The organism is Aureispira sp. CCB-QB1 (genome assembly GCF_000724545.1).
GTDB lineage: Bacteria > Bacteroidota > Bacteroidia > Chitinophagales > Saprospiraceae > Aureispira.
The window spans coordinates 86,241-111,895 of record NZ_JHBV01000035.1 but is presented as its reverse complement, the minus strand read 5'-3'; the positions used below and the strand labels follow the sequence as shown (position 1 = coordinate 111,895).

The following is a 25,655-nucleotide window of genomic DNA, read 5'->3' as shown; positions in this document are numbered from 1 at the left end:
ACTTGTTAATATGCAACTATTCAAAGGACTTTTTTGCTCATCAAAAATATTAATAACAAAAATCACCCTACCTTGCTTGTATACATATAGCTATTTTACCCTCTTATCAGCTGCAAATTTTTTTATTCCTTACCAACTCTCTATCTTTGTAATGAACTTTTCTTAAAAAGTAGTTTTTTAGTTTCTAAGACTTCGTGTATTTTTTCATTTCTTTTACAAAAGAACAAAAAATGCATTTCATTCATAATCAAATCAATGTGGTTTAACTGAACTACTACTGCGTGTTTTCTCCAAAAAGTCTACGTACTAATCTTTATTCACTATTACCCATAAAAAACCAATGACCAATCATCTAGATAATTTAGGAGCACTTACATTTAAAATTTCTAAATCGTATATCCAATCCATTCTTGTAGCGTTTCTAGCAGCAATTGGATTTATTTCTTATGTAATTTGGAGCAATGAAACGCCAATGTTATCCTTAGGAATAGTGGGACTATATGCCTTATTCACAATTGTTTTTGGTCTCTACTTTTCTTATATCTTGTCCTATCGTGTTATTGTTGACACTAAGAAGATAACCATTAGAAGTCTATTTGCAAGCAATTCTACTTCCTTAGAAGTATTGAACCATTATTCTCATTTAAAAGGAATACTTTACCTTAACACCACAGACGGCAGTAGGATTACTATCTCTTCTTATTTGGAACATATGGATTTATTCCTTAATTGGCTCGATCATTACGTCCCAAGCCCAGAAAAAGAAAAAGAGTTACAACGTCTAAAAACAGCTAGGATAGAGTTTGAACAAAATGAGTTGTATGGAAAAAGTGCTTCTGAGAGGGAAGCTAACTTAAAAAAAGCAAACAAGGTCGTTCTAATTCTACATGGTGTCACTATCATCAATGTACTACTATTTTTTTATTGTATTTTTTCTTCAAAAAGCAGTTTATATCCTTTTCTAGTCAATCTATCAACCCCTATTATTTGTCTGTCTGTTTTGTACTATTTCAAAGGGCTTGTTACTATTGGTTTGGATTATAATAAAATAAATGTACAACCAAATCTTATACTACCTTTAAGTTTTTCTAGTATTCTAGTTGCACTGTATCCTTCTCTATTGAACATTCATTTTGTCAATTACAATCAACTTTTATCGTATAATTTACTTTTATCAATCGCATTTACCTTGTTATTCATACTTGCTTCTAGAGAATTTCAGCTTAAAAAAGTAAAGGATTTATTGCTTCCAATTTGTATTTTACTAACTGGCTCCCTAGTTTATAATTATGGAACTATTTCCTTTTTTAATGTCTACAAAGACACCTCAGAGACCAAAGCATTTAAAGTTGCAGTATTAAATAAAAACGTAGAAAAGGAAAAAAATCATTCCATCCAAGTTAGCTCGTGGTATCACCAAGCAACCAATAACAACATTCCTGTTCCAAAATATCTTTATGAATCGGTACAAGTAAACGATTCGGTCCTTATTGTAGTAAGCTCTGGCAACCTAGGTCTAGAATATTACTGGATAGAAAACTTAAATAGGTAATTCAACCAAGTGCTAACCAAACAAAGCTCGTATCGTATCTTCAAAAAAATACATTCCCATACTCAATCCAATTGTTGGAATCAAAATACCAATGATATTGCCAATCATATATTGTCGTTGGTTGATATTGGTCAAAGCCAAAGTGTAGCCTACAAAAGGCGAAAATTGAACTAAAATTCTTAATACAATTAACGTTCTAATAGGTCGGATTTCTACTTCTGCTAGTAATTTTTTGACCGTAGGATTCTTAATTTCTGTCAAAGCTTTGCCTCCCATGGTACGCCCTAAGACAAAAGTAGCCCAAGCTCCTAATAAAGCTCCAACATAAGCAAAAAACGCTCCTTGCCAGTATCCAAATAACATAATTGCCAATAACAAAAAGGCCGTCCCTGGGATATTCATAATAGCAGAAGTTACAAAAATGGCTATAAATATTAATATCCCCCAAAAGCCCGTTTGCTCTACCATATACTGCATACTCTCAAGACTCAGCCAAGCACCTAATGCTGTGTACTTGACTAATAAGATGGATGTAATAATAAATAAAACCAAAGCACCTAAACGAAGAAAAGTATTCTTTTTAGTTTTTTTCTCTTGCTCCATAGAATATAATTAATGATAAATCGTCTGCTAATTAGCTTGCTATATTCGTCTTCTCTAGCTTTTGTGCCAATAACACTTCGTTACCTGTGACGCTATTGATTGCAAATACGATGCTATTGATAAACGAACTAATGTGTCAACTAATTACTGATTTAATCCAAACCAAAACGACTTCTTGAAAAAAAGCGCTTCTAAAAAAAACGGTTCCTAAAATAATAAACGCAAAAGGGAATATCATTGCTATAGCATTGCCTATAAAAAACTGTCTAGATTTTATATTGGTTAATGCCATTGCATAATTGACAACAGGAGACAGTAGCATAAACACTCTCAACCAACAAATCGTTTGTATAGGATGTGTATCTACTCTCGAAAGCACTTTTTGAATTCTTTTATTTTTAATCTCCGTCAAGGCTTTCCCTCCTACAAATCGTGCAAACAAAAAATTAATCATTGCACATAGATTTGCAGCACCAAAAGACAACAAAATCCCCCAAAAGTAACCGTAGGTTAAGATAGCAAATACCAAAAAAACGGCTCCTGGTACGCTCATCAAAGTTCCTACCAAAAACACTAAAAAATAAATAACAAGTCCCCAATTTCCTGCCGCCCGAATGAGTTCTTGCAATTTTGCGACACTAAAGTAGGCTCCCAAAGGAGTATATTTTGCCAAAGCTAATAAACCTAACATAACCGTGGCTAATAATGCAATTCGTAAAACGAGTTCTTTTTTCTTAGCCATTCGGCTCAATACTTTTTGGGATTTTTGGAATAAATTGAAGTTTCAAAGTAAAATTATTTATATTAATTTGTTAATCAACTGTTTTTAGATTTTAAGTACCGTCAGCTAATTCTATCAAAAAATTGATTATTTATCAAAACTAACCACCCATTGTCTATTTTCTCGTATCAAGGTCAAGCCATTGCAATTATCTATATCTGTTGAAGACATACAAATAGTACAAGTAGCTAAAGTGTCGTTTTGAACCAAACAGTCTCGGACGATTAAATCATCTAAAAATGTATTGATTTCAACAGCTCTATTTCCAGAACTAGAAGAAAATAAGATATCAATTCCATCTTCTAAACTCTCACTTGCCAAGGCACGAACGGTTGCTTTATCTTCCGCTTGTATTGCCTCAAGTAACTGCTCTACTGTTTTCTGGGGACTCATCCCTTGCGTATTTTCCCACACATCGTACCCTACATAAATAGCCACCAAAAGTAGTAAGCTAGGCTGAATTAGTCCTCCTATTATAATCAATATAATAGCACCTATTGCTACAGATGTTGAAATCATAATTTTGATTTATAAGAGAAAATAATACCTTTCATTATTCAATTAAAAGAATAGATAAAACTGCTTATTTTGCTCTCTAATGAGAAAAAAATAGCGCTTTAAATTACTAAAAAAATAGAAAAAAAGCAATTTCAAAAACTACATTTAAAACTTCTTATTAGCCTCCCTTTTTTTGTACGATACATTTTTAATGTCATAATTTGAAAAATTGGCTAGCATATTGCTATTAAAAAGCGTATATTTGCAATAGAATAACGTACAATGCGTTCATTTAGAATAAGATTTTGATTTTCTAGTGTTAAACATTAGAATTTTTTTGCAAAAAACCACTTATAAACGTCTCCAATACAAACCATTTATTTAACCTCAAAAGTTTGTATTAAAACAACAGATATGAATAAGATTATTACCTTAGATGAATTCATCATCCAACGTCAAAAAGATTTTCCATTTGCAACTGGTGAACTATCGGGTTTACTTCGAGATATTGGACTAGCGTCTAAGATAATCAGTAGAGAAGTTAACAAAGCAGGTTTAGCTGACATTGCAGGACATGCCGACACAGCTGCTAATGCTTCTGGTGAGCAGGTTCAAAAACTAGATGTTTTGGCAGATAATTTATTGATTTCTTGCCTTCAAAATAGTGGCGAATGTTGTGGCATTGCTTCGGAAGAAAACAACACCTATGTCCCTATCGAATCTAGTATTAATGCCAAATATGTCGTTTTATTCGACCCTTTGGATGGTTCTAGTAATATTGATGTGAATGTATCTATTGGTACAATCTTCGCCATCTATCGCCGTATTTCGGATGATGGTGTTTGTCAATTGAGCGACTTTCTACAAGATGGTGTAGAGCAAGTGGCATCAGGCTATGTCTTGTACGGTTCTTCGACTATGTTGGTCTACACTACGGGCAAAGGAGTAAATGGGTTTACCTTAGATCCTTCGATAGGAGAATTCTGCTTATCGCACCCCGATATGAAAATTCCACAAAAAGGCAACATATACGCTGTCAACCAAGGAGCTTATCACAGGTTTGATGCCTCGGTACAACAGTTTATTGATGAGTGCATGGATGATTGTTGTACGTTTAGATATGTTGGTTCAATGGTTGCTGATGTTCATCGCACCTTGATCAAAGGGGGGATTTTTATGTACCCTGCCACCACAACAGCTCCTAAAGGAAAACTACGCTTGTTGTACGAGTGTAACCCTTTATCTTTTATCATCGAGCAAGCAGGTGGATGCTCTACGAACGGTACTCAACGTATTCTGGAACTTGAAGCAACCGAACTGCACCAAAGAACACCTATTTTCATGGGTTCTCCTAATATGGTCAATCGTGTAGAAGAGATTATTACAAGCCAAAGCCAAGTAATGGCTTGAAAGAATAAACATAATAAATAGGGACAATTGTATAGTTTGAAAGTTTGAGAATACATATTATTTATATTTTCAAACTTTCAAACACAATTTTTGATTTCTATTTTTGAGGATAATGCTTTAATGTAAATTCTAAAGCATTGTTATAGCAAATTTTGTCTACGACTAATTCTGGCGTAAATGTATCGTTAAAATGTGCCACACATTCTAATGGATTTTCTTTGGCAGCTTCTTCTTTTATCTTAGCCAATAAATCTGCTTTAAACTGGTTCAACTCTATAGCCGTTTTATAGGTACTAATAGGATCAATATAACCATCGAAGTCTGTTCCTATTGCCAACATATCCCAAGCTTTTTGCTTCTCTGCTGCCAACAAACTAGTATCGTTATAAATAACCCGAAGTACTGCTTTGATGTTATTCCACATGGCATCGATATTATTGATTTGCTCCTCCCTCTCCTCTCGTTTTTTAGATGAAACACCTAACATTCGCTTATCAAAAGAAAGCCCAAACAAACCGCCTGTTGCATGAATCATATAAATATCTTCATCACACAAATTGATTCCCCACGCATAAAAAGGTCCTTCATCAGTTTTGACTCGAAAAGTATCGTCTTCATCCTCCTGTACATCAATAATTTCTTGCAATGTTTTTCGAGCGGCATAAGAACAATGACTAGCAATTAATGGAATGGTATCCCCTTTTTCCATACAAGGGCGAATTAAATATTCATAATATTCTTTTCGTCCTTTAGGGCTCATGTGCTTCAAATCAATTAATATTCGATACCCCTCTTCAGGTGCAGGGTTATTATCAGCATCAACAGACAATAATTTCCGAATAACTTTCCAGCCCAAATCCGTAAAACCTTCTCCCATTAAGCTATCCTGATTCAAAACATAAGCCGCTACTTCTGGCAAGCTATGGGCATGACCACACAAGCCATTGTTAAAATGATGCGAATAGGTAATAAAAAACAACGGATGTTCCCATTCTCTTTTAATAAAATCAACTCGATCCAAAACCGTTTGTTCAGACTCCGTTTCAGCACCAAAAACATGCGCTCCTTCGATGGATAACGCCATCATAATAACATCATCTTTCTCTTTTGCGATTTCGGCTGCCTCCAATCGGTTTTTAGGAATTGCATACGTTCCTTCAGCATCATAATACGCTGGATATTTTGTTCTCCGTCGTTCGCTATTTTCAAAAGCTTTACGAGCAACACCCAAAGTATAAATTTCGTTTTTTGTTTTAACACCTGATTTGCTACAGATATAAGCATATTCTTCTTGCAAAAATTCCCAATAATCGTACTCCTTTGATGTTACATATCGAATCATAGCAGTAGGAATTCGCATCGTTAGATGTTGCATTAAGGTTCGCAAAGGTGCTTTGTGGTGTGTTGCGACCCTTGCAATACGGCGAAGCATTTGATGTTTCCCTCCCGTTGGTTTGGTGGGGGTCTTAAAAAAACCTTTTTCGATAGGATACAAAGCATTCCAAACTAAACGAGCCCCACCATTCCAAAGCGTCACCAAATCGGATTGGCTATATCCAGCCGCTCGGTCAACATTTTTTAGACGAGACATATTGGTTGCAACAACTGTCCAGGGGTGATACATTCCTTTTTTTTCGTACTTGCTACGTTTCTGGTGCAAGCATAGATAGGAGCGCATGTGCGCATGACAATGCAAATCTGCAAACATATTTTTTTTTGGTTAATGGTCGACATTGCTTAGCGAATGTCTGTTAGTGAGTTATTAAACGTAAGTAGGACGGAATCAACACCTTGGGTAACATTTAAAGACTTCGAGCAACTTGCCGCTAAGTCAACAATACATAAGTATCTTAAAATAGGCATTAACTCAAACAAGTTCTGAATTTTTGACCGTTTACACAAGTAGTCGTCTGCTATTTTTTAGTTTTTTTAATAAAAAGCTATTTTTTATTAATACAAAATACTAATAATCAACTACTTAAAATTAACCTTGTTAAATTTTATGAATGAGAACATTCAAACAAATATTAGTTTACATCTTGTACTTTAAAGCTAAATTTAGTTTGCATCATATAACTAAACAATACAGCAATAACAGTCGTTAGAATTTTGGATGGTGTTGGGTAAAAACCAATTAAGTCTACCAAAATTTTCATCGAAAGGTAACTGATTAATAATGTAATCATCCCTGCAATGAAGTACCTAACAAATTGTGTCCTCATCGGTAAATTCGATTCAGGAAAAACAATAAAACGATTTAGCAGAAAGCCAATACAGAAAGTGATGGGAAAAACAAAAAATAAGGAAGCGATATGAGCACTTAATACAATAAAGTACAAATCTAAATTTTGTTTGTTTAGTACAAAATGAAAAACTACAAAATACAAAATCGTATCTAGTACTAAGTTTCCTCCACCACAAACAGCATATCGATAGGTTTTAAGCGGAATAAATGGTTTAAAAATAAAATAACCAAGGTCAATAATTCGGAGTAAAAAAGAAGTCATGATTTTTGGGGGAATATTATGAATTAATACTTCGTGGATTACTTTTAGTCCTGATGGCTCACTGCTCTTATGAGGACACTATCGCCTCCTTAGTTTGCCACAAGCTCACACAACTAAATTGATACGATTTCCCCAAGAAGTATCAATAAATACACACACTAAAGAAAATAATTTTTAGGCTGCTAAGTTATTAATTAACTACTCTAATTCATCAAAATAATCTAAAAATTACCAACAATCCTATTGCAAGCGACCTTGTTGGGTTCTTTCATACCAAGACTTTAAAGGTTGGGCTAATTTCTCTCGCACAAAGAAATGATTTCCTTTAAACACAAGCAATTCAGTTTCATCTAGTTGCTTTAAAAATTTTTGGGCATGTGTTGCAGGTGTAATTCGATCCTTTTTTCCATAAAAAAAATAGGTCTTAACTTGGTATTGATTGAGTAATTTTAAATGTGCCATACTAGCCTTCATAGGGAAATAATACATCGCCATCCACGTCTTTAGCATTCTTGCTCGCCGTCTAGGTAAATCCAATTGTTGTTTGAACACCAAGTAAGTCGCTCGGTTCATTAATTTCAAGCGGTGCGTCACTTCAAAAAATCTCAAAATTCCCTCCGAGGTTTCAAAATGGTTTCTAGCTCGCTTTCTAAACCACATAGGGCACCAAAGACGGCTTGCTGTGAATGTGTATTGAAAACCTGCGGGAGCAAAAAAATAGATTTCCTCTATTTGCTTTGCCAATAAAGGCAAAATCCCCCAAATGATTCTTCCCCCCATGCTATGACAAGCCATAGTGCAAGATTCTACTTTAAATTGCTGCAATAACAACAAAACGATGTGGGCAATATCCTCGGGTTTATAAATATCTCCCTTCCAACTTGTTTTCTGACCATGAAAAGGAAGATCAATAGCCAAGGTAGTATAGTCGTTTGACCACACCTTAAGAGCGATATCCTTGAACAAATCTCCATTATCTGCAAACCCATGCAATGCAATTAATACTTTATCACCATCTCCATATTGGTGATAATAAACTTGGTGTTCTTTGTATTCTAAGAAAGGCACTTTGCTTGTTTTTTTAGGGAAATTTACTTGTATTGCTCTTTTACTTGGTCTATAATAAATCGCCCTAGCTCATTGATATAATCCAATTGCTCTACAGTAGAAAAGAAGCTATCGTAATCTTTTTCTATTCTTTTATGATAATAACTATCCTTTACCTCCCATTCTAACACATAACTAAGTCGATTAAAATGAATGGATACTTCCAGTTCAAACCCTAAGTTTTGTTCAATCACAAACTCTTGCCAAGAATAATATAAAGTACTGTCCAAGCTATCCAATAACTGCAAACTGATTTCAGGAAATTCGACACTAGCAAATAAGTTATCAAATTCTTTCGCCATCTTTATTAATCCTTTTAAAAAAGGTTCCAAGCTATTTTCATACACTTTTTCTAGTGCTTGGCGGCTAATTTTTGTAGGCATTTTTTTAGACTTGTTTTAGTATTATATACTCCCTTGATGTACTTTCCGAATCCATAAAAGGACATTCTTACTTTACTTTCCACAACCGCAACAAAACGGTTTCGATTGCCAGAAAAATTAGGGCTAAAATCAAGCACCATTTCCACAAAGCTGTTCCTTTGCTTTGAGTAGCTATAATTTCAGTAAAATCTGTTACATTAGTCCCCTCTATAATCGCCACTTGATCTCCTACTAAACCGCCTAATTCATCTTGGTTATAAAATGATAAAAAGGATTCTTTTCGATCATAATTAAACCCAAACTTATCTAAGACCTCTCCCTCCTTTAGGAATAAATCATAGAAACCAGCCGAACGAATTTGATTGTTCATTCCTAAAGACACACGACTCCCCATAGGACGCTGTTCGGGAATAAATTCGCCCTGCTTGCCCTTCATTTTATATACTAGTTCTGAAGAAGAAGCACGGTTATCCGTTTCCAAAACTTCATCCTTGCCGATTATATAGGCTACTTTATCTTCGCTAGTAGCCGATAAAGCCATTTTATACAACATTGGGACAAAAATTTCTCCATTTTTGACAAAATCAGAATAGTCCAAGCCAAGAGGAGCAGCACAGAGAAACAGATGTCCTTTGCCTTTTCGGTATTTCCCCACAAACGTACCACCATCTCTATATCTCAAGATTACCTCCTCTCCTGTAGATGCCTTTTTGGTAATTTTAAAATTCGCTTGTGTTATTGGCAATTTTAAGTTACTGCGTCGTTCTTCAAAGACATCATTAAAAATAAATTCCTCAAAATTAATAAAAGAAACCTTTCGCTCACGAGTATCTAAAGTACCATAACTGTTGGCATTGAACTGCCTTGTTAAATTATTATAATCGTTTAGATTAGCTTCGTGGTGCGGAAAAACAACAACATTTCCTCCATTTGTCACATAGTTTTTTAATTCGCTAATCAATCCTGAAGGAATCGTTAATAACTCATCTAAGATCACCAAATCATAATTGGGGAAATCCGAATAATTCAGTTGACCTGCATTTTGAGCAGTTGCTTTAAAATACTCGTTATCTTTAAATGTAGCCGATACAAAACGGTTGGGCGAGCCTCCATGAATTTGTAAAATATCAACTTGCTCATCGACATTAAAGGTAAAATAATAATCGTTGTCAAACTCTATTGGAAAATCTGTGATATTCAATTTAGCTTCATACCACCCTGTACGCAAAACGGGAATATCAATGGTATCATAAACAGAAGTTTGAGCGGGAATTGTTAAGGTTCCGATAGGACGAGTTTGATGGTCTATAAACAAGCTCATACGTACATTTGGAATTTCTTTATCGCTCAAATTTCGAACTTTTACAACCAGTGGGTTGGGCTGATTTAAGCTTTGGACAGGCGATTGAAACCAAGCTGTATCAATCGCTACATTTTGGTTTTGAACCGATTGTAAAGGCACTAAATTCAAATTGATTGTTGTGTCTTCATAACGCTCTAAATCCGTAATATTTTTCTGAAAATCTGAAACAATATAAATTTCCTTATTTTTATTCTTTCCTCCGTTCACTGCTTGTTTTTGACGAGCCAACACCTTCGATAAGTTGCGAACATTGTACGTAATTTCCACCTCGTTCAATCGTGTCAAAGCATCTTCTTTGCTCAACAAGCGTTGATCTCTACCTTCAAAATCTGCTGTCAAAATTTGAATTCGATCATCGACACTGTAAGCAGATACAATTTCCTCTACCCTACTTCTAGCTTTTTCTAGCAACCGCACATCTTCACTTTCTGCCGCCATACTAAATGAGTTATCAAAAAAGATACTAACATCTTTATTACCCGCTGCTGTCTGCCCTCCCTTGCTTGGGATGTAAGGCATTGCAAAAGCAAATACTAGAAAAGCAATGGTCAAAATACGAGCCGCTAAGACCAATAAATGCTTAACCTTAGAGCGAGCAGATGTTTGTTCTTTTACCTCCTTTAAAAATTTGACATTAGTAAAATAAACAGTTTTAAATCTTCTAAAATGAAAAAGATGAATAATGATTGGAATTACTATTGCCAATAAAGCCCACAAAAACCAAGGATATACAAAGCTCATTTATTTTTATATTACATTTTTTAATACTCCGTTGATTTTCAGTTTGATTATCAGCTCCTTAACAGAGCAACAAAATACATCTTTTTGATAATCAAACTAATACAACTTTCCCACGAAGTAATGAATTTTCATAAAACAACTTTTGTTCTAAAATACAACAGGCAGCAAGCTATACCAACATTTTGATATGTCTTAAGAAATATTTAAGTCCACAAAATGATACCGTCCAATAAAGCCTCCTAATAATCTATACTTTTAGCGCACTAATAAAACCCCATATACTCTTGCAAAATAATACAAGCACTAATCTGGTCCACTAATTCTTTGTCTTGCCTATCTTTTTTCTTTTTAACGGTTTTTTGAATTACATCTTTAGCCATTTTGGAGGTATAATTTTCATCCTGGCGCTCAATTTTGATGGTAGGATATGCCTTCGAAAACCGCTTGATAAAACCTCTTATATGCCCTTCTAGATATGTTGGAGTGCCGTCTTTATGTGTCGGCTCACCAATAACAATGCACTCTACCTCTTCTATTGCCAAATAAGATTCAAAAAAAGACATCAACTTAGCTGTTGCTATGGTATCTAAAGGACTAGCTATAATTTGCATAGGGTCTGTTGTTGCCAGACCTACTCGTTTGATACCATAATCTATTGCCATAATTCTTGCCATATTTTTATTTTTTTGAACGATTATTTACATCAATTACGACTACAAACAACACGTCGATTTCACATGCTTGCAACACATAAAATCGACGAATTGTTTGTTTATAATGTTAATATTTGAAATGCACTTCGTATCGATAATCGTCTACTGATTATTCATCTTCCACCTTATTTCCATAAGGTTTCTATAGCGACTTATTCTTTTTACGAAGGATTGATAATAGGATACAACAACAAAAACGCTGCTGCCCCTGCTGCAAAGCCAAAAAATGCCAACCAAGCAATTTTCTTCAAATACCACATAAAATCAATTTTCTCCATTCCCATTGCTGCTACACCTGCCGCAGAACCAATAATCAACATAGATCCTCCCGTACCAGCTGAGTACGCCAAGAAATGCCATAATTTAGCATCCATAGGCTCAATATACATTCCCATTGCTGCTGCTACCAAAGGTACATTATCAATCAAAGCTGAACCTAAACCTAAAACAGCAATTACTATATCTCTACTTGGAATCGTATTGTCCATAGACACTGCCAAATCTTTCAGAGTTCCCATTGACTCTAATGCTGCAACAGCCATCAAAATTCCTAGAAAAAACAAGATACTTGACATCTCAATTCTAGACAATGCATTGTGTGCTGAATAATGGTGCTTATCTTCAAAATCTTCGTCAGGATGTAGATATTCAGAAATCAACCATACCACTCCCAATGAAAGCATCATACCTACATATGGAGGCAAGTGCGTCACTACTTTAAAGATTGGAACAAACACCAAACCCAATAGACCTGCAACCAACATAATTCCACTTCCTTTTACTTTCTTAGTATGTTGCTCTGCTTGTCCTACAGGCGTATCAGGAATTGTAATAGCCCCTTGCATGTAAGACATTCTAGACATCAAGAAAGTGGGCACAATCGCACACACAATAGAAGGTATTAATATATTAACAATCAAACCTGTTGTAGAAACTTTATCATTAATCCAGAGCATGGTTGTTGTCACATCTCCAATTGGAGACCAAGCTCCCCCTGCATTGGCAGCAATGACAGCCAAACCAACAAAATAAATACGCTCCTCTTTTACTGGCACTAATTTTCTTAGCAAAGAAACCAAAACGATTGTACAAGCCAAGTTATCTAAAGTAGCCGAAAGAAAGAAAGCTAAAGGGGTTATCAGCCAAAGCATCGTAGATTTCTTTGTTGTTTTGATACGCTCTGTAATAGCCGAAAATCCTTTGTGCAAGTCAATCAACTCTACAATCGTCATAGCACCAATCAAAAAGATAAGAATTTCAGCGGTCTTACCAATATGATGTAAAAGCGTTGGTCCTAGTTCATCTTTGTAATAATCATGTGCTCCTCCTGCTCCATGAGCGGCTACGTGTCCCTCTGGAAGTGGGATATGTCCCAATGATACTAAAGCCCAACAAATTGCGGCCATTATTAATGCAGGAACCGTTTTATCTAACTTTAAAGGGTGTTCGAAAACGATTGCCAAATAACCAATGATAAACGTAATAATTACTGCTGCTAGCATTTTTTTTTATTGTTAAATGATTAGGAGTTTTATCTTGTTATAATAATCAATAGTCTGCTACTCTTTGGCTTTTGCACTACTAGCATAAACCAACTTAACAGGCTTAGTGAGCAAAAAACGTAAACGCACTTTCATTAGCTTGATAAGCAGACTAGCGAAATGATATTTGTTATTTTTATTAATACTTTATATAAATCAATAGTTCGTTGAAACCACGCAGTAGCAGCGAAGCTAAACTTTATTAGTTTGATAATCAGTAAGTTGTGCCCTTGCTGCATTTTATGTTAAAATTTTGATTATCAAACTAATATAAATGTGCTTTTTTATCTTTTTTGGTAAAAAAGTAAAAAATCAACGAACTACTAATAAATAATACTTCGTAATTTTTTTCGTCTTGCATAGAAAACAAAAAAGCTTCGCATCAACTTAATTACCAACAAAATAAACCTCAGTAATCTGAAGTCATAAAACCGATAATTAGGTTAATAAACACAATCTATGGAGTACTGTTTTATAATCAGTAGTAAATCTAAAATAATAGAAACAATCCACTAGGTTTTAGCAAACAATTAGTTTCGAAGTACTCCCTAAAAAATCAGCTCAAATTACACAAATTGGTGGGTTTACCAAAAACTAAAACACTTTTTTAAAGGTACTTTTTTCAGTATACTATATTCTAGCTATTGGGGTGTGATTACAAATAAGCTCAACTCAATTGATACAGAGGTTTTTAAACTCTTCAAGCTCCTTCCTTTGAGTGGCAAAAAAGTAAAACGCCATCCTCAAAAATGGGATGGCGTTTTTCATATTTTTCTTAAAATTGCGCTCCTATTTAAAGTAAGAATCGGCAATGGGCATTCTAGTTACTTTTTTTAAAGTTGTCTTTGCCAAAACATTTCCTTGCTTGTCTTGTATAGTAATATTGAGGGGAAAACCAGCTTTGCCAGATTCTGCCAAAGCACAAAGACCATAGTCTGATTTAAAAAACTGTTTATACTCAGCAAAGTTGACACCTATATCTGTTGTTACTTCAACTCTAGCCGTCATTTCGGCTGTCGTAATTTGCCATTCTTGAATGCGTTTAAAATCACTATTGCTGCTAGAACCTTTTTCCTCTAATTTGGCATCTTCCATCGAAAAGCCAACAGGGGTGGTAATTTTTTCAGAAGGAATTTCAGTTTTTGTGTTCCCACTAATCATTAGCATTGAGTTAGAGCTTTTGAGAGGAACAAAACGCATTTGCACGCCCCTACTTGAGGCAGACGATAGTTCATAAGCAATTTTATCTCCTTTTATATACCATTTTAAATCATATTCTAAGCCATTGGTGGTTACTTGGTGCATTTCGATAACTCCTTCAAAATTTTGAGCAGAGAGTAGATGAATGCTGGTAAAGAAAATAATTAAGAGTAGAGTTATTTTATTCATATTGTCGTATTATTTGAGTAGAGTTCGTGTACTTCTATGTTATTGGTCAAAGAATTTGCCAAATTTGTGTTTTTGTTGACATTTAACTGGTTTCATCAAATTTAGTTAAAAAATCAAACACTTAAAGTTAGCATTTATTTTTATTTGCTGTTGACTCCCAAATACAAGTCTAATTCCACTGACAAAAAGAGCACACACTTTTAAGTCGTTTGTTATCTTATTTTTCAGTTTATAAGCATTTTAGTCCTAGAACAAATTGAGTTAATACTAATAAAGAATAACAGCCTTTAAGCGGAGATTGCTTAAAGGCTGTTTTGGGAGATTAATTAACCATTTTTACCAAAGGTGTAATACGATATTATTGGTTATTCGCTTGATAATATCTAAATAACAGGTAAGCGTAAAAAATAGCATTCTAATTCCCTACCACACCTTTTATATTAGTAGTTTGATAATTGGCATCAATAATACCCTGCAAAACATTTCCATCTCTTTTAATCGCATAACCTGCCTGACCACCTAAAGGAAAAACTTGAAGTGGTGGATCAGGGAAATTTTGATTAAACACACTAAAGCCAGCTATGGCAACATCTAGATTAAAGGTCAACGATCCTGCTAGACCATCTAGACCATATCCTCCTCCATTGCCACCAAAAACAGCAGGAGAAATTGTAATGGTAGGATTAACAAAAGGAATTGGTATGCTGATTGAAATTGGTGTTACCAAAACACCTCCATTTCCTGGGGTAGCCAACATTCCTCCAGTAGCAGTATTCCCAGCCTCATAATAACCTAGTCCTGTTCCCAAATCTCCACCTAATCCTAATTGAGCACCGCCACCACCACCAGCACCAATACCGATATTAAAGTTTCCTGTTGGACCACCAATTGGAATTGTAGCCAAAAAGCCTACAGAACCACCGCCGCCACCGCCGCCATAAATGCGACCAGTATTAATCAAATGCGTGTGGGTGGTTAGAACCATTGCATCTGTTCCATTTTCCCCATTACCAACCTGACCTTGCAAACCAGCACCAACACCGCCATCACCTCCTCGAGCTAGCAAAAAGCCTTGATTATAAATACCTACTTTGGATTGAGGGTGCAGCCCGCCTGTTGTGTAAACAGGAGCACCAGAGGTATCGTTTGTCATTTCTAAGCCTGGTGGGACTCTCAATACCACACAAATTGGCGTCCCCGTAGGAAGATTGTTAACCGCTTGTAAATCATAATTAACGGTTGGTGCAATCAAATCAATTTCCACACAGGGATCAACTGTTACAACATAAACCTGACTTTTGATGGTTCCATCACACGCCGCTTGAACGACAATTGGATAAGTACCCGCAGGAGCAAAAATATCGGCTGTAACTTTTAACGTAATGGTATCTGTTCCTGTCACTACTGCGCTATCAATAGAAGCCGTAATGCCTTGCGGAAGGTTTGCAATAACATACACACCTATTGAGGCAGAACCATTCCTTTGATCTATAAAAAGTAAGGTAGAATCGCTATTGCCTACGATACGATCGATATTTCCATTCTGATTCTCTATAGAAAAATCAAACAGGCACTCATCACAATCCTCTTGCCATACTGGTAACCAACACCGACCAGTATAATACTGCATAGTGCTATCTTCGGTGTTAAAAATTGTTAAACCTGCCTTGGGGCTAAAAATATTGTCTCGTTGGCTGGTTGTCATTCTTGGAGGCAAGAATCCTCGGTCAGTAGATTCTAAATGCAAGATAGCTGAAGTATCTGGCTGAAGAATGTTGATTCCTACCTGCGCTTCTGTGAGTGTTGCACAAGCAAAAAAACAAACCAAGAGAAGAAAAATCCTATTTAATGATTTCATTTAATCTTCTGTATTATTTTTTTATCTAAAATTGTAGTATATACGGTCCTAATATATGGTTACAAACATATCAATATTAGCACGTTTAAGCCCAAACATTGGCTTGGTACATTTAGTAAATATATTAACTTTTTTTTAAGAAAAAAACCTAAAATCATTTAAATTCAAAACAATGAAAGATTGGTCTCAGATTTTAACCCACCATGGCGAGGAAAAGGAAAAGTATTACAACGCTATTGTTCCTCCTATTATTCAATCCTCCAACTTTAGTTTTCCAAATGTCAAAGCATTTAGAGAGGGGTTCAAGAACGAACTAGATGGTTCTATTTATACGCGCGGCAATAATCCAACTGTAAATATCCTTCGTCAAAAAATGGCCGCCCTAGAAGGAAGTGAAGATGCTCTGATCTTGGCCAGTGGCTCCGCAGCTATTTCTGCTGCTATAGTAGCCAACCTTTCGGCAGGGGATCACATTATTTGTGTTCAAAAACCTTATAGTTGGACATTTAAGTTGCTGGATAAGTTCTTAAGTCGATTTGGCGTGGAACACAGTTTTGTAGATGCTACTACAATACAAGAAATAGAAGCTGCCATTCGTCCCAATACCAAAGTTTTGATGCTAGAAAGCCCCAACTCCTTAACTTTTGAAATACAAGACCTAAAAGCTTGCGCTCAACTTGCTCAACAACACAACATTACGACCATTATCGACAACAGCTATGCTAGTCCTTATTATCAAAATCCTATTGACTACGGTATAGATATTGTTGTTCATTCAGGAACTAAATATCTGGGTGGTCATAGTGATGTTGTTTTTGGAGTTGTTTGTGCGTCTAAAGCCATGATTCAGAAAATATTCTATTCAGAATATATGACTCTAGGAGCCTGCATTTCTCCCAATGATGCTTGGTTGGTTCTGCGAGGATTGCGCACATTACCCATTCGTTTAGAAAAAATTAGCCAAACAGCTGAGCAAGTGATTGCCTTCTTAAAAAATCATCCTAAAGTCGATTATGTATTGTATCCACTCGATAAGGATTTTCCACAATACAACTTAGCTCAAGCTCAAATGCGTGGAGCAGGAGGTTTGTTTTCTGTTAATTTTAAAGCAAAAACAATAGAACAAATGGAACAATTCTCCGATGCCTTAGCTCCATTTTTTCAGTTCGCTGTCTCTTGGGGAGGACATGAATCTTTGCAAATACCTACCTGCGTCTTTTACAACTTGCACCCAAACGAAGTTCCCCCTCTCCCCTTTACTTTTGTACGATATTATGTTGGTTTAGAGGAGCCAGAATACTTGATTGATAAATTAACGACTGCTTTAAAATTGTTGTAGTCACCTAATTTTAATAGCCTATTCTTCTGTTTTATGCATCGTCCATTTTATTCGTAACAGAAGAACAGGCTTGTTCAAAGTAATAATCCTCAATACTTTATTTGTAAATTTTAATTCAGTTTTGTATTTTGTAGGAGAGCATGCTTAGACTTAATTGGTAATCATAAGTTCCAAGTAACTCTTTTAAATTTGATATTGCATTATCAAAACGCAATCGCTACCTTCTTTTCATCAACAATCAACTTTAATTATTATGTGGAGAGATTTAAAATACTTGCTAGCCTATATTATTCCTGCAATTGTCGCACATGCCTTGTACTACAGAGGTATTTGGTCTTTTAATGGAGTTACAGTTGCTTTCATCGCCATTCCTATTCTGGAAGCGTTTTTCCCTGGCAATACCAATAATTTGGATAAAGAAGAAGAACAAACCCAAGCCAGCAAAGTATTTTTTAATATTCTGCTCTATTTAAATGTTCCCATGCTTATTGGTATTGCTTATTGGTATTTCTATACCTTAGCCAATACTGCTTTGCAAACTTATGAAGTCATTGGTTTGACTCTAACTGTAGGAATTTATTTAGGAGGCGTTGGCATCAATGTAGCCCATGAATTAGGACATCGCACAGAAGCCCTGCCTAAGTTTCTATCTAAGATATTACTAATCCCTAATCTGTATATGCATTTTGCCATTGAACACAACCATGGTCATCACGTCAATATCGCTACGCCCAATGATCCTGCTAGTTCGAGATTCAATGAAACCATCTATGCCTTTTACTTTAGGTCAGTCATTTTTAGCTATATTTCTGCATGGAGTTTAGAAGCGAGGCGTTTGAAACAACAAGAAAAACCTGTTGTCAGTATACACAATCAAATGATTCAATTTCAGTGCATTCAATTGGGTTATTTGGCATTGGTTGTCTTTCTCTTTGGATGGTCTTTGTTGCCTTTTGCTATTCTTACAGCCATACTAGGATTTTTAATGTTAGAAACAGTCAATTATATTGAACATTATGGCTTGCAACGCCGTCAATTAGAGTCAGGGCGATACGAGCCTGTTCAACCTTGGCACTCATGGAATTGCAATCATGATATTGGAAGAATTCTATTGTATGAATTAACAAGACATTCCGACCATCATTATAAATCAACTAGAAAATATCAAGTGTTGCGCCACTTCGAGAAAGCCCCTTTACTACCTTGGGGCTATCCAACTTCTATGTTGATTGCTCTTATTCCTCCTTTATGGTTTTATCTAATGAACCCAAAAGTAGAAGCATTTAACCAACGTTTGGTGGCTTAATATTCTTCCTTATTTTCATTTAGTTTTCCCTAATAGTCATAGGAGCACCAATTGTCAGGTAATCAGAAACGTGTTTTACTAAGATATCTCGTGTGTAACATTTTAGTTTGAAATAGTCGGAAGTATTTTCAAAATAAATTCGAGCCACATGCATTTGGGAGCCATCAAACAAGCCTTTGATAGTAACTTTTCTCAAAGAGAATAAGTGCTTAGAATCGTATAACTGAATTTCATCTTTAGCAGTTGCCGTAAAGAATTGACAACTACAAATTTTACCTTTTCCATTGTCTAGCAAAACTGATTTGGCGCCAACAGGAATTCCAAAAGATTCTTTCATTGCCATTTTGGTTCCTTCAGGCAAGGTCATTAGTTTTGTATCAGCCATAATTTGCGCCTGTAAATTAGTGGACATCAAACAGCTTACAGTTATAGCAAGGGACATACATAATTGTAAGAATGTTCTCATAATAGATTTATGTTTATTGGTTCTTTGACAAGTCGTAGAATCAATAGGATGCAGTGTTTTAGTAGTTAACAATGTAGTTTCAACAAACTATTTATCATTAAAAATGAACTACTACCGCACAAGTTATTGTGTGCACTACAATTCTCAAAGAACATATTTATTTAAAAATTCCTAGATTATAATCTTGTATTTATACGACTTGTTATCACAAACAAGTACAATTAAAATAAGGAAACTTAAAATGGGGGAATTTGTCAAACAATGCAAGACAAACTGAAAATCTATCTATAGAGGTACTTTTAAAAGTAGTTTGAAGTTGTTAAAAGTTCATCCATATACATATAAAACAATAATTTCAACAGACTACTACTCATAAAAGTAAACCATTAAATACTAAATTGCCACTTAAGGATAGCATTTAACATAAAAAAAACCTCTAAAGCAATTTATTTTATGCTTTAGGTAAGGTTTGTTTTTCGAGTGAGGTAGGATAAACTATGTTGTTAAGGTTTTGATTACGGTTTCTTTTAAGAATTTAGCTCGACGTTTGAAACCTTCGGGATCGCTCATTAATTTATCAAAATACGTTAAGCCTTCGTTGACAATAATGAGATAATCCGCAACATTTTCAGGCTCTATATCTTTAACAATACCTGCTTCGATCCAAGAAACAGCTTCGGGAATCAACAATTGCTTAAACTTATTGTACATTTCTTGAAAGAGTTCTTTAATACGAATGTTTCGAGAAGACAAATAATAACAAGCATAAAAAACTGTTTGATCAGAAAAATTCAACCAATCTTCGCTGAACATGATATCCAAAGTATTGCTAAATCGCTCTTGGGGATCTTCTGAATTAAACATTTTTTCTTTAAATGTTTCTTCGTAACGTCCTAGCAAAAATTTCACGAATGCCACGACCATTTCATCTTTAGTTTTGAAATAGTGAATCAACAAACTAGGGTTTACATCCATCAAATTGGCAATTTTTGCAATGGATGCATTTTCAAACCCTTCATCTTTTAATATAATGTAGAAATGCTCTAATATTTCTTTCTTGCGTACATCTGCTTTGCTTTTTCTTCCCATTGCCTATTTTCTCTTTCGTTATTAATTTAAAATAATTTGTTCTCTAAAGATATTTGTAGCCACTAATGCTTCTTCTTCTAGGCTCCAAAAGTTACTCAAAAAAAGAATATCAATATACTAAAAAGTTAGAGAATCAACTACTATGACAAACATTCAACAAATATTCAAATAATTTTGTTAATTTTCGCCTTTTAACTCAACAAAATTCACAAAAAAAACGCTTATTAGATTTTCTATCCCTTTGTTGAAGGGCATTTGAAATAGAAACGTATGATAAGAATAATTGTTTAAAAATAGCAAGATTCTATTCTGATAGAATACAAAGCTACACAATGATTCAGTGTATCTCTCATTTTAAATGATAACTTTTCTATTCTTCTTTTAATGTAGTTTCATTATATAAAATCCGAAGGTAATCAAGAGCTTAATTTAGCTACGCTGCTACTTCATGGTATGCTTAGATAGCTTTATGTTTAACCTTTGTGTTACCAGCACAAGCGCCCCTAGTTCACTGCGTTCATACTCGAATACTGTATTTGTCGAATGATTGTTCCTTCGTCATAACTGACAAATACGGGCGTATTCTTCATAGGCTTATTCTTTTATACTACTAGAGTTCAAGCCATCCCGATTTTTCAAGCTCCAATATACCCCCTCAGAGTAAGGCATAAGCTCTTTTTCAGGGTAGACTCTGTTTTATTCTTAAAAAGTAAAATCCGTACGGTTTTATAGCTGCATTGTAACTTTATTCTTTATTTTTTAAGTAAGAAGATAAAATATCAGCTCCTTTTAAGGAAACATGATCTCCATCTGGTATAAAGCAACTATCGTCTAAAACTATACTATTAAAGTCTAGAGTAACTAACTGATGTTCCAGCATTAAATTATTGAATTTTTCGATATATTCATTAGGAATTAACTTACTGTAATAAGGATGAACGGGAACCTTTAATATTATCAATTCAATGTCTTCAGTTCTAACCAAATCTTTTATCTTCTTCAAGTACTGAATATTTATTTCCGAAAAAGAAAGTACATCTCCAGAATCAGTAAAAAACTGTGTATTAACTCTTTTTATCATGTGTTTTTTTATAGCAGAAGTACTTATAAACTTATTATCATATCCATGATTAATCCCATTTTTTTTTACATTTATATAATTCCTATAAAAAACACTCACTTTTAAAGGCATACATCTTAGTTTTTCTCTAAAGGGCAATAGATCAAAATATCTAGGTAGTATATCTTGCGCTCTCTTACCATAAATAAATTCATCATAATAAGATGAAATATTATGATAGCTAAAACCTAAATAAATCTTTTTGATATTGGAGTTTTCACTGAGTATTTTTTTAAGCTTATAGTATGAAAAATAAGTAGACTCTGAGTTAATTGCAAAATTGGCAGTATTGCTTAGTATGTTATCATTTATTGAGAGTTGAACATGAGAATCTCCTATAAATATATTATTTATTTCCTGTTTTGCCCTAGTATAAATCAAGTTGTTACTTGGCAATAAAAATGGCCATAAAAATAATGGCAACAGTCCTCCCAAAAAAACAAGAAACTTCTTATTAAATTCTTTCATTTCACTTTATTTATAGTTCGCCCAAACCTCCCAGTTCTATCGTTTTTTGCAAAGTGTAATCCTCATAAACACATAGCTTAATGAAGGGTTTTCCTATAAAAATGTTTGAACGAAATTGTTTTCTAGATGAATAGTATTTTATGTATTTCATAAAGATTTTTTTAGCCCCCTCTTAGTTTAATATTACTGTAGTTCATAAAATGAATAGATACTTCAGACAAAGTATCTATTAAAATTGAAAATAAATAAATTGCTGCTCTTTACCTCCAAACCAAATTATTAAAAATATAATTATATAATACATTAAATAGCGTAATGGCCTTTTCCACTCCAAACCTAAATTTTGTAACGCAAACTGTTTTTCTCTACCTTGCCACTCTATTAATAAAAATACTAAAAGTAAAATAGGTAAACTCATACCTATCTTCCAATAAAGTAAATTTATACTTTCAACATAGCTTGACTTCTGTGTTAGTCCCCACAACATAGCATTTATATAACTACACGCATGACTAATACTTTCTGCTCTAAAAAAAATCCAAGCAAAAACAGTCAAACTAAAAGTAAAAGACATAGAAAATATTTCTTGTACATTGGGAAATACCCTTCCAGAAGCGACTGTATCAAGATTCTTTCTATTATTATTCAAAAGTAATAGAGGTAAAAAATAAAAAGCATTCAATGCCCCCCAAGCAATAAAAGTCCAATTAGCACCATGCCAAAATCCGCTCACTAAAAAAATAATAAATGTATTCCTAATTCTCAGGCCTCTCCCTCCGTGACTGCCTCCTAAAGGAATATAAAGATAATCCCGAAACCATGTAGACAAAGAAATGTGCCAACGCCGCCAAAATTCTGCTATATCTCTAGAAAAGTATGGAAAAGCAAAATTTCTCATTAAATCAAAACCGAATAAGCGAGCTATTCCTATTGCAATATCTGAATAACCAGAAAAATCACCATAAATTTGAAACGTAAACAAAATTGCTCCTAAAACTAGAGTACTTCCTGAATAATCAGCTGAATTATTAAAAATTAAATTAGCAAATTCTGCACAATTATCTGCAATAACTACTTTCTTAAACAATCCCCAAAGCACTTGGCGCAAACCATCAACGGCTTTCGGATAATTAAATACTCGCTTAGAACTAAATTGGGGCAATAAATGAGTCGCTCGTTCAATTGGGCCTGCTACTAGTTGAGGAAAAAAACTAACAAACGCAGCAAAAGCAACAAAATCTTCTGTTGGTTTAAGTTTTCGCTTATATACATCAATTGTATAACTTAAAGTTTGAAAAGTATAAAAGCTTATTCCTACAGGCAAAATAATATTTAATCTCTCAATATTTAATGTTGTTCCCCAAAAAGAAAATGCCGTTATAAAATTTTCAAGGAAAAAATTATAATACTTAAAGAAACCTAAAAAACCAAGATTGACAATAATACTTCCCCAAAGTAAAGTTTTTCTTTTTTTAGTGTTACTACTTTCTATTTTTAATTGTCGCCCAATTAAGAAATCTACAACTGTGCTAAAAAATATTAATAATAAAAAACGCCAGTCCCACCAACCATAGAAAATATAACTAACTACAACTATTAGCAAATTTTGCCATTCAAGTTTTTTGTAAAATACATACCAATAAAGTATAAATACAATTGGCAAAAATATTGCAAAATCAATTGAGTTAAAAAGCATCTTTATTTTATTTAGTAACTGTAGTAGTTCGTTGCTTAGTTCACTACGCTCATGAGGGCGCAAGCTTAGTTTTTTTTACCAAAAAGATAAAAAGCATATTCATATTGGTTTAGCTTCGCTGCTACTACGTGGTACTTCGTGAGTGCTGCGCAGTTGATAATCAAAACCTTAACACAAAACACATTAAAACCATAACTTGCTAACTATTGACACCAATAAGTGGTCAAAAAAAAATAATAACAAAAAATGTGATTTGATTTGTATTAATCAATAAACACAGTGACCACATAGTAACCGTGTAGCTAACTACTAGAACTTAATTCAATGTACCTTGTTATTTCTTTGAATAATTACGTATTGGAATTTCATTCTTTTACTAATGATTATCAATCATATAAAGTTTTTTTGAAAAAAAACTACTAACAAAACAGATTCATACACATCCATTGTTTGGAACTGCAAGGTACAGAAACAACAAAAAATAGACAACAAAAAATTACTTTTTATTGTTTGCCAAACATATTTCCTTACAAGTACCAAGGCTATTATATATTTTGTTCTCACAATTTTTTTCTATTCTTACTTTCCTACATACTCTCAATATAATCAGTTTAAAATTTTCCTTACCTTGTTGCTCAATAAACAATTTATTCATGCTTTAATCTTATACGATTTACAAAATAACAGATGAGCTATTAAGATTATCAATCGTTTGTTCAAACCTCCTAGTAGCTCATAACTAATGACTAATTTTACATACTACCTAATTCATTTTGGCAACCATTTTGATAGTATATTTTAATATAGGTCAACACAAAACGGTGCAATATTATACCAGATAATAATTAGAATGACAAAAAAAAAACACAGCCTTCTTTGGGAAATTAGCGGTCAAAGCTTAGCCACACCATCTTATCTCTTTGGCACCATGCATGTAAGAGATAACCGTGCTTTTAGAAATATTGATTTTTTGGAACAATGCATTCAAAACTGTGCGGCTTTTGCAGCTGAGTTTGACTTAAAAGATGCCAACCCTCAACAACTCCAAGAGGCTACGACACTTCCTGAAGGTGTATCTTTAGAAGATTATTTAAATCCTAGAATCTATAAAAAACTAGAACGACTATTGCAGAAAGAAACAGGTCATCAATTAGAGCACCTAAAATACAGTTCTCCTATTTTGATTTTTAATTTGATCTCTGAATCTCAATTTCAAAAAGACAATGCGGTTGCATTAGATAGCGCCCTTTACAATATTGCGGAAAAAGCGGATAAAGAATTGATGGGTTTAGAGACATTTCAAGAACAAATGAGTGTATTTTCTAAAGTTGATATCAAGGAACAATGTCGCTCCCTAAAAAAGATGGCAACGCATTTTGTTTCTTTTAGAAGAGAGATAAAAAAAACATCGGAGTTGTATATACAAGGTGATTTGCAAAAGTTGCTAAAAAAGGCAAAAAAATCAATTGGTGGCATGCGGCAAGTATTGCTTTATGATCGCAACATCCTCATGGCAGATAGATTTGAACAGTTTGCAAAAGAACAAAGTCTTTTTGCCGCCATTGGAGCAGGGCATTTGGGAGGAAAAAAAGGAGTTTTGAGATTATTAAAAAAGAAAGGATATACTGTTAAACCTGTTTATTACTAATTTGCAGTTGAGTAATGACAGCAGTTCTTTGATAACAACTAACCAATAATGCATTGTTTTCTCTACATTTTATACCT

The 25,655-nt window shown here is 34.2% G+C and carries 21 protein-coding genes; 5 read left to right on the top strand and 16 right to left on the bottom strand.

What is annotated here, in order from left to right; genetic code table 11:
* The first annotated feature begins 340 nt into the window (after nucleotides 1-340).
* Nucleotides 341-1,552, top strand: coding sequence for a hypothetical protein (locus CG11_RS18620; RefSeq protein ID WP_052598347.1), 1,212 nt, complete (start codon nucleotides 341-343; stop codon nucleotides 1,550-1,552).
* A 12-nt stretch (nucleotides 1,553-1,564) separates the two neighbouring features.
* Here CG11_RS18620 and CG11_RS18615 read toward each other — a convergent pair whose 3' ends face one another.
* The 3 genes from CG11_RS18615 to CG11_RS18605 form a co-directional block, all read right to left on the bottom strand.
* Entirely contained in the window at nucleotides 1,565-2,155 is a 591-nt protein-coding gene (locus CG11_RS18615; RefSeq protein WP_052598346.1) for a TVP38/TMEM64 family protein, read from the bottom strand.
* Between the two features lie 136 nt (nucleotides 2,156-2,291).
* The gene (locus tag CG11_RS18610) at nucleotides 2,292-2,897 is read right to left on the bottom strand and encodes a TVP38/TMEM64 family protein (RefSeq protein ID WP_052598345.1); all 606 of its coding nucleotides are present in this window, start codon (nucleotides 2,895-2,897) and stop codon (nucleotides 2,292-2,294) included.
* A gap of 126 nt (nucleotides 2,898-3,023) precedes the next feature.
* Nucleotides 3,024-3,455, bottom strand: a complete 432-nt coding sequence (locus CG11_RS18605) for a hypothetical protein (protein WP_052598344.1) — start codon at nucleotides 3,453-3,455, stop codon at nucleotides 3,024-3,026.
* 393 nt (nucleotides 3,456-3,848) lie between these two features.
* Here CG11_RS18605 and fbp point away from each other — a divergent pair, with 393 nt between their 5' ends.
* Nucleotides 3,849-4,844, top strand: coding sequence for a class 1 fructose-bisphosphatase (gene fbp / locus CG11_RS18600; protein WP_052598343.1), 996 nt, complete (start codon nucleotides 3,849-3,851; stop codon nucleotides 4,842-4,844).
* A 97-nt stretch (nucleotides 4,845-4,941) separates the two neighbouring features.
* Here the strand turns inward: fbp and CG11_RS18595 are convergent, their stop codons facing one another.
* The 9 genes from CG11_RS18595 to CG11_RS18555 all read right to left on the bottom strand — a co-directional run bounded on the left by CG11_RS18595 (nucleotide 4,942) and on the right by CG11_RS18555 (nucleotide 16,446).
* The gene (locus CG11_RS18595; RefSeq protein WP_052598342.1) at nucleotides 4,942-6,552 is read right to left on the bottom strand and encodes a hypothetical protein; all 1,611 of its coding nucleotides are present in this window, start codon (nucleotides 6,550-6,552) and stop codon (nucleotides 4,942-4,944) included.
* Nucleotides 6,553-6,871: 319 nt separating this feature from the next.
* Complete coding sequence (locus CG11_RS18590; RefSeq protein ID WP_052598341.1) at nucleotides 6,872-7,351, bottom strand: GtrA family protein; 480 nt, start codon at nucleotides 7,349-7,351, stop codon at nucleotides 6,872-6,874.
* Nucleotides 7,352-7,591: 240 nt separating this feature from the next.
* The gene (locus tag CG11_RS18585) at nucleotides 7,592-8,419 is read right to left on the bottom strand and encodes an alpha/beta fold hydrolase (RefSeq protein WP_052598340.1); all 828 of its coding nucleotides are present in this window, start codon (nucleotides 8,417-8,419) and stop codon (nucleotides 7,592-7,594) included.
* Between the two features lie 23 nt (nucleotides 8,420-8,442).
* Complete coding sequence (locus CG11_RS18580; RefSeq protein WP_052598339.1) at nucleotides 8,443-8,841, bottom strand: hypothetical protein; 399 nt, start codon at nucleotides 8,839-8,841, stop codon at nucleotides 8,443-8,445.
* A gap of 67 nt (nucleotides 8,842-8,908) precedes the next feature.
* Nucleotides 8,909-10,945 (bottom strand): BatA domain-containing protein, encoded by a 2,037-nt coding sequence (locus CG11_RS18575; protein WP_052598338.1) that lies wholly within the window; start codon nucleotides 10,943-10,945, stop codon nucleotides 8,909-8,911.
* A 263-nt stretch (nucleotides 10,946-11,208) separates the two neighbouring features.
* A complete protein-coding gene (gene ruvX, locus CG11_RS18570; RefSeq protein ID WP_052598337.1) occupies nucleotides 11,209-11,619 on the bottom strand; it encodes a Holliday junction resolvase RuvX in 411 nt (136 codons plus the stop codon).
* 200 nt (nucleotides 11,620-11,819) lie between these two features.
* Nucleotides 11,820-13,160, bottom strand: a complete 1,341-nt coding sequence (nhaD, locus tag CG11_RS18565) for a sodium:proton antiporter NhaD (protein WP_052598336.1) — start codon at nucleotides 13,158-13,160, stop codon at nucleotides 11,820-11,822.
* 828 nt (nucleotides 13,161-13,988) lie between these two features.
* Complete coding sequence (locus CG11_RS18560; RefSeq protein ID WP_052598335.1) at nucleotides 13,989-14,588, bottom strand: DUF4412 domain-containing protein; 600 nt, start codon at nucleotides 14,586-14,588, stop codon at nucleotides 13,989-13,991.
* Between the two features lie 415 nt (nucleotides 14,589-15,003).
* Nucleotides 15,004-16,446: a hypothetical protein gene (locus CG11_RS18555; protein ID WP_052598334.1), complete on the bottom strand. Its 1,443-nt coding sequence runs from the start codon at nucleotides 16,444-16,446 to the stop codon at nucleotides 15,004-15,006.
* A gap of 172 nt (nucleotides 16,447-16,618) precedes the next feature.
* Between CG11_RS18555 and CG11_RS18550 the strand changes: the two genes are divergently transcribed.
* Together CG11_RS18550 and CG11_RS18545 are read left to right on the top strand one after the other, a co-directional pair.
* Nucleotides 16,619-17,785, top strand: a complete 1,167-nt coding sequence (locus tag CG11_RS18550; RefSeq protein WP_052598333.1) for a PLP-dependent aspartate aminotransferase family protein — start codon at nucleotides 16,619-16,621, stop codon at nucleotides 17,783-17,785.
* A 253-nt stretch (nucleotides 17,786-18,038) separates the two neighbouring features.
* The gene (locus CG11_RS18545) at nucleotides 18,039-19,091 is read left to right on the top strand and encodes an alkane 1-monooxygenase (protein WP_052598332.1); all 1,053 of its coding nucleotides are present in this window, start codon (nucleotides 18,039-18,041) and stop codon (nucleotides 19,089-19,091) included.
* 19 nt (nucleotides 19,092-19,110) lie between these two features.
* Here CG11_RS18545 and CG11_RS18540 read toward each other — a convergent pair whose 3' ends face one another.
* The 4 genes from CG11_RS18540 to CG11_RS18525 all read right to left on the bottom strand — a co-directional run bounded on the left by CG11_RS18540 (nucleotide 19,111) and on the right by CG11_RS18525 (nucleotide 23,930).
* Nucleotides 19,111-19,557: a hypothetical protein gene (locus tag CG11_RS18540; protein WP_156039827.1), complete on the bottom strand. Its 447-nt coding sequence runs from the start codon at nucleotides 19,555-19,557 to the stop codon at nucleotides 19,111-19,113.
* 495 nt (nucleotides 19,558-20,052) lie between these two features.
* Nucleotides 20,053-20,646, bottom strand: a complete 594-nt coding sequence (locus tag CG11_RS18535; protein WP_052598330.1) for a TetR/AcrR family transcriptional regulator — start codon at nucleotides 20,644-20,646, stop codon at nucleotides 20,053-20,055.
* A gap of 745 nt (nucleotides 20,647-21,391) precedes the next feature.
* Entirely contained in the window at nucleotides 21,392-22,234 is an 843-nt protein-coding gene (locus CG11_RS18530) for a hypothetical protein (RefSeq protein WP_052598329.1), read from the bottom strand.
* 229 nt (nucleotides 22,235-22,463) lie between these two features.
* Nucleotides 22,464-23,930, bottom strand: a complete 1,467-nt coding sequence (locus CG11_RS18525; RefSeq protein WP_052598328.1) for an MBOAT family protein — start codon at nucleotides 23,928-23,930, stop codon at nucleotides 22,464-22,466.
* Nucleotides 23,931-24,780: 850 nt separating this feature from the next.
* Here CG11_RS18525 and CG11_RS18520 point away from each other — a divergent pair.
* Nucleotides 24,781-25,578, top strand: coding sequence for a TraB/GumN family protein (locus CG11_RS18520; protein WP_052598327.1), 798 nt, complete (start codon nucleotides 24,781-24,783; stop codon nucleotides 25,576-25,578).
* The last annotated feature ends 77 nt before the right edge of the window (nucleotides 25,579-25,655 follow it).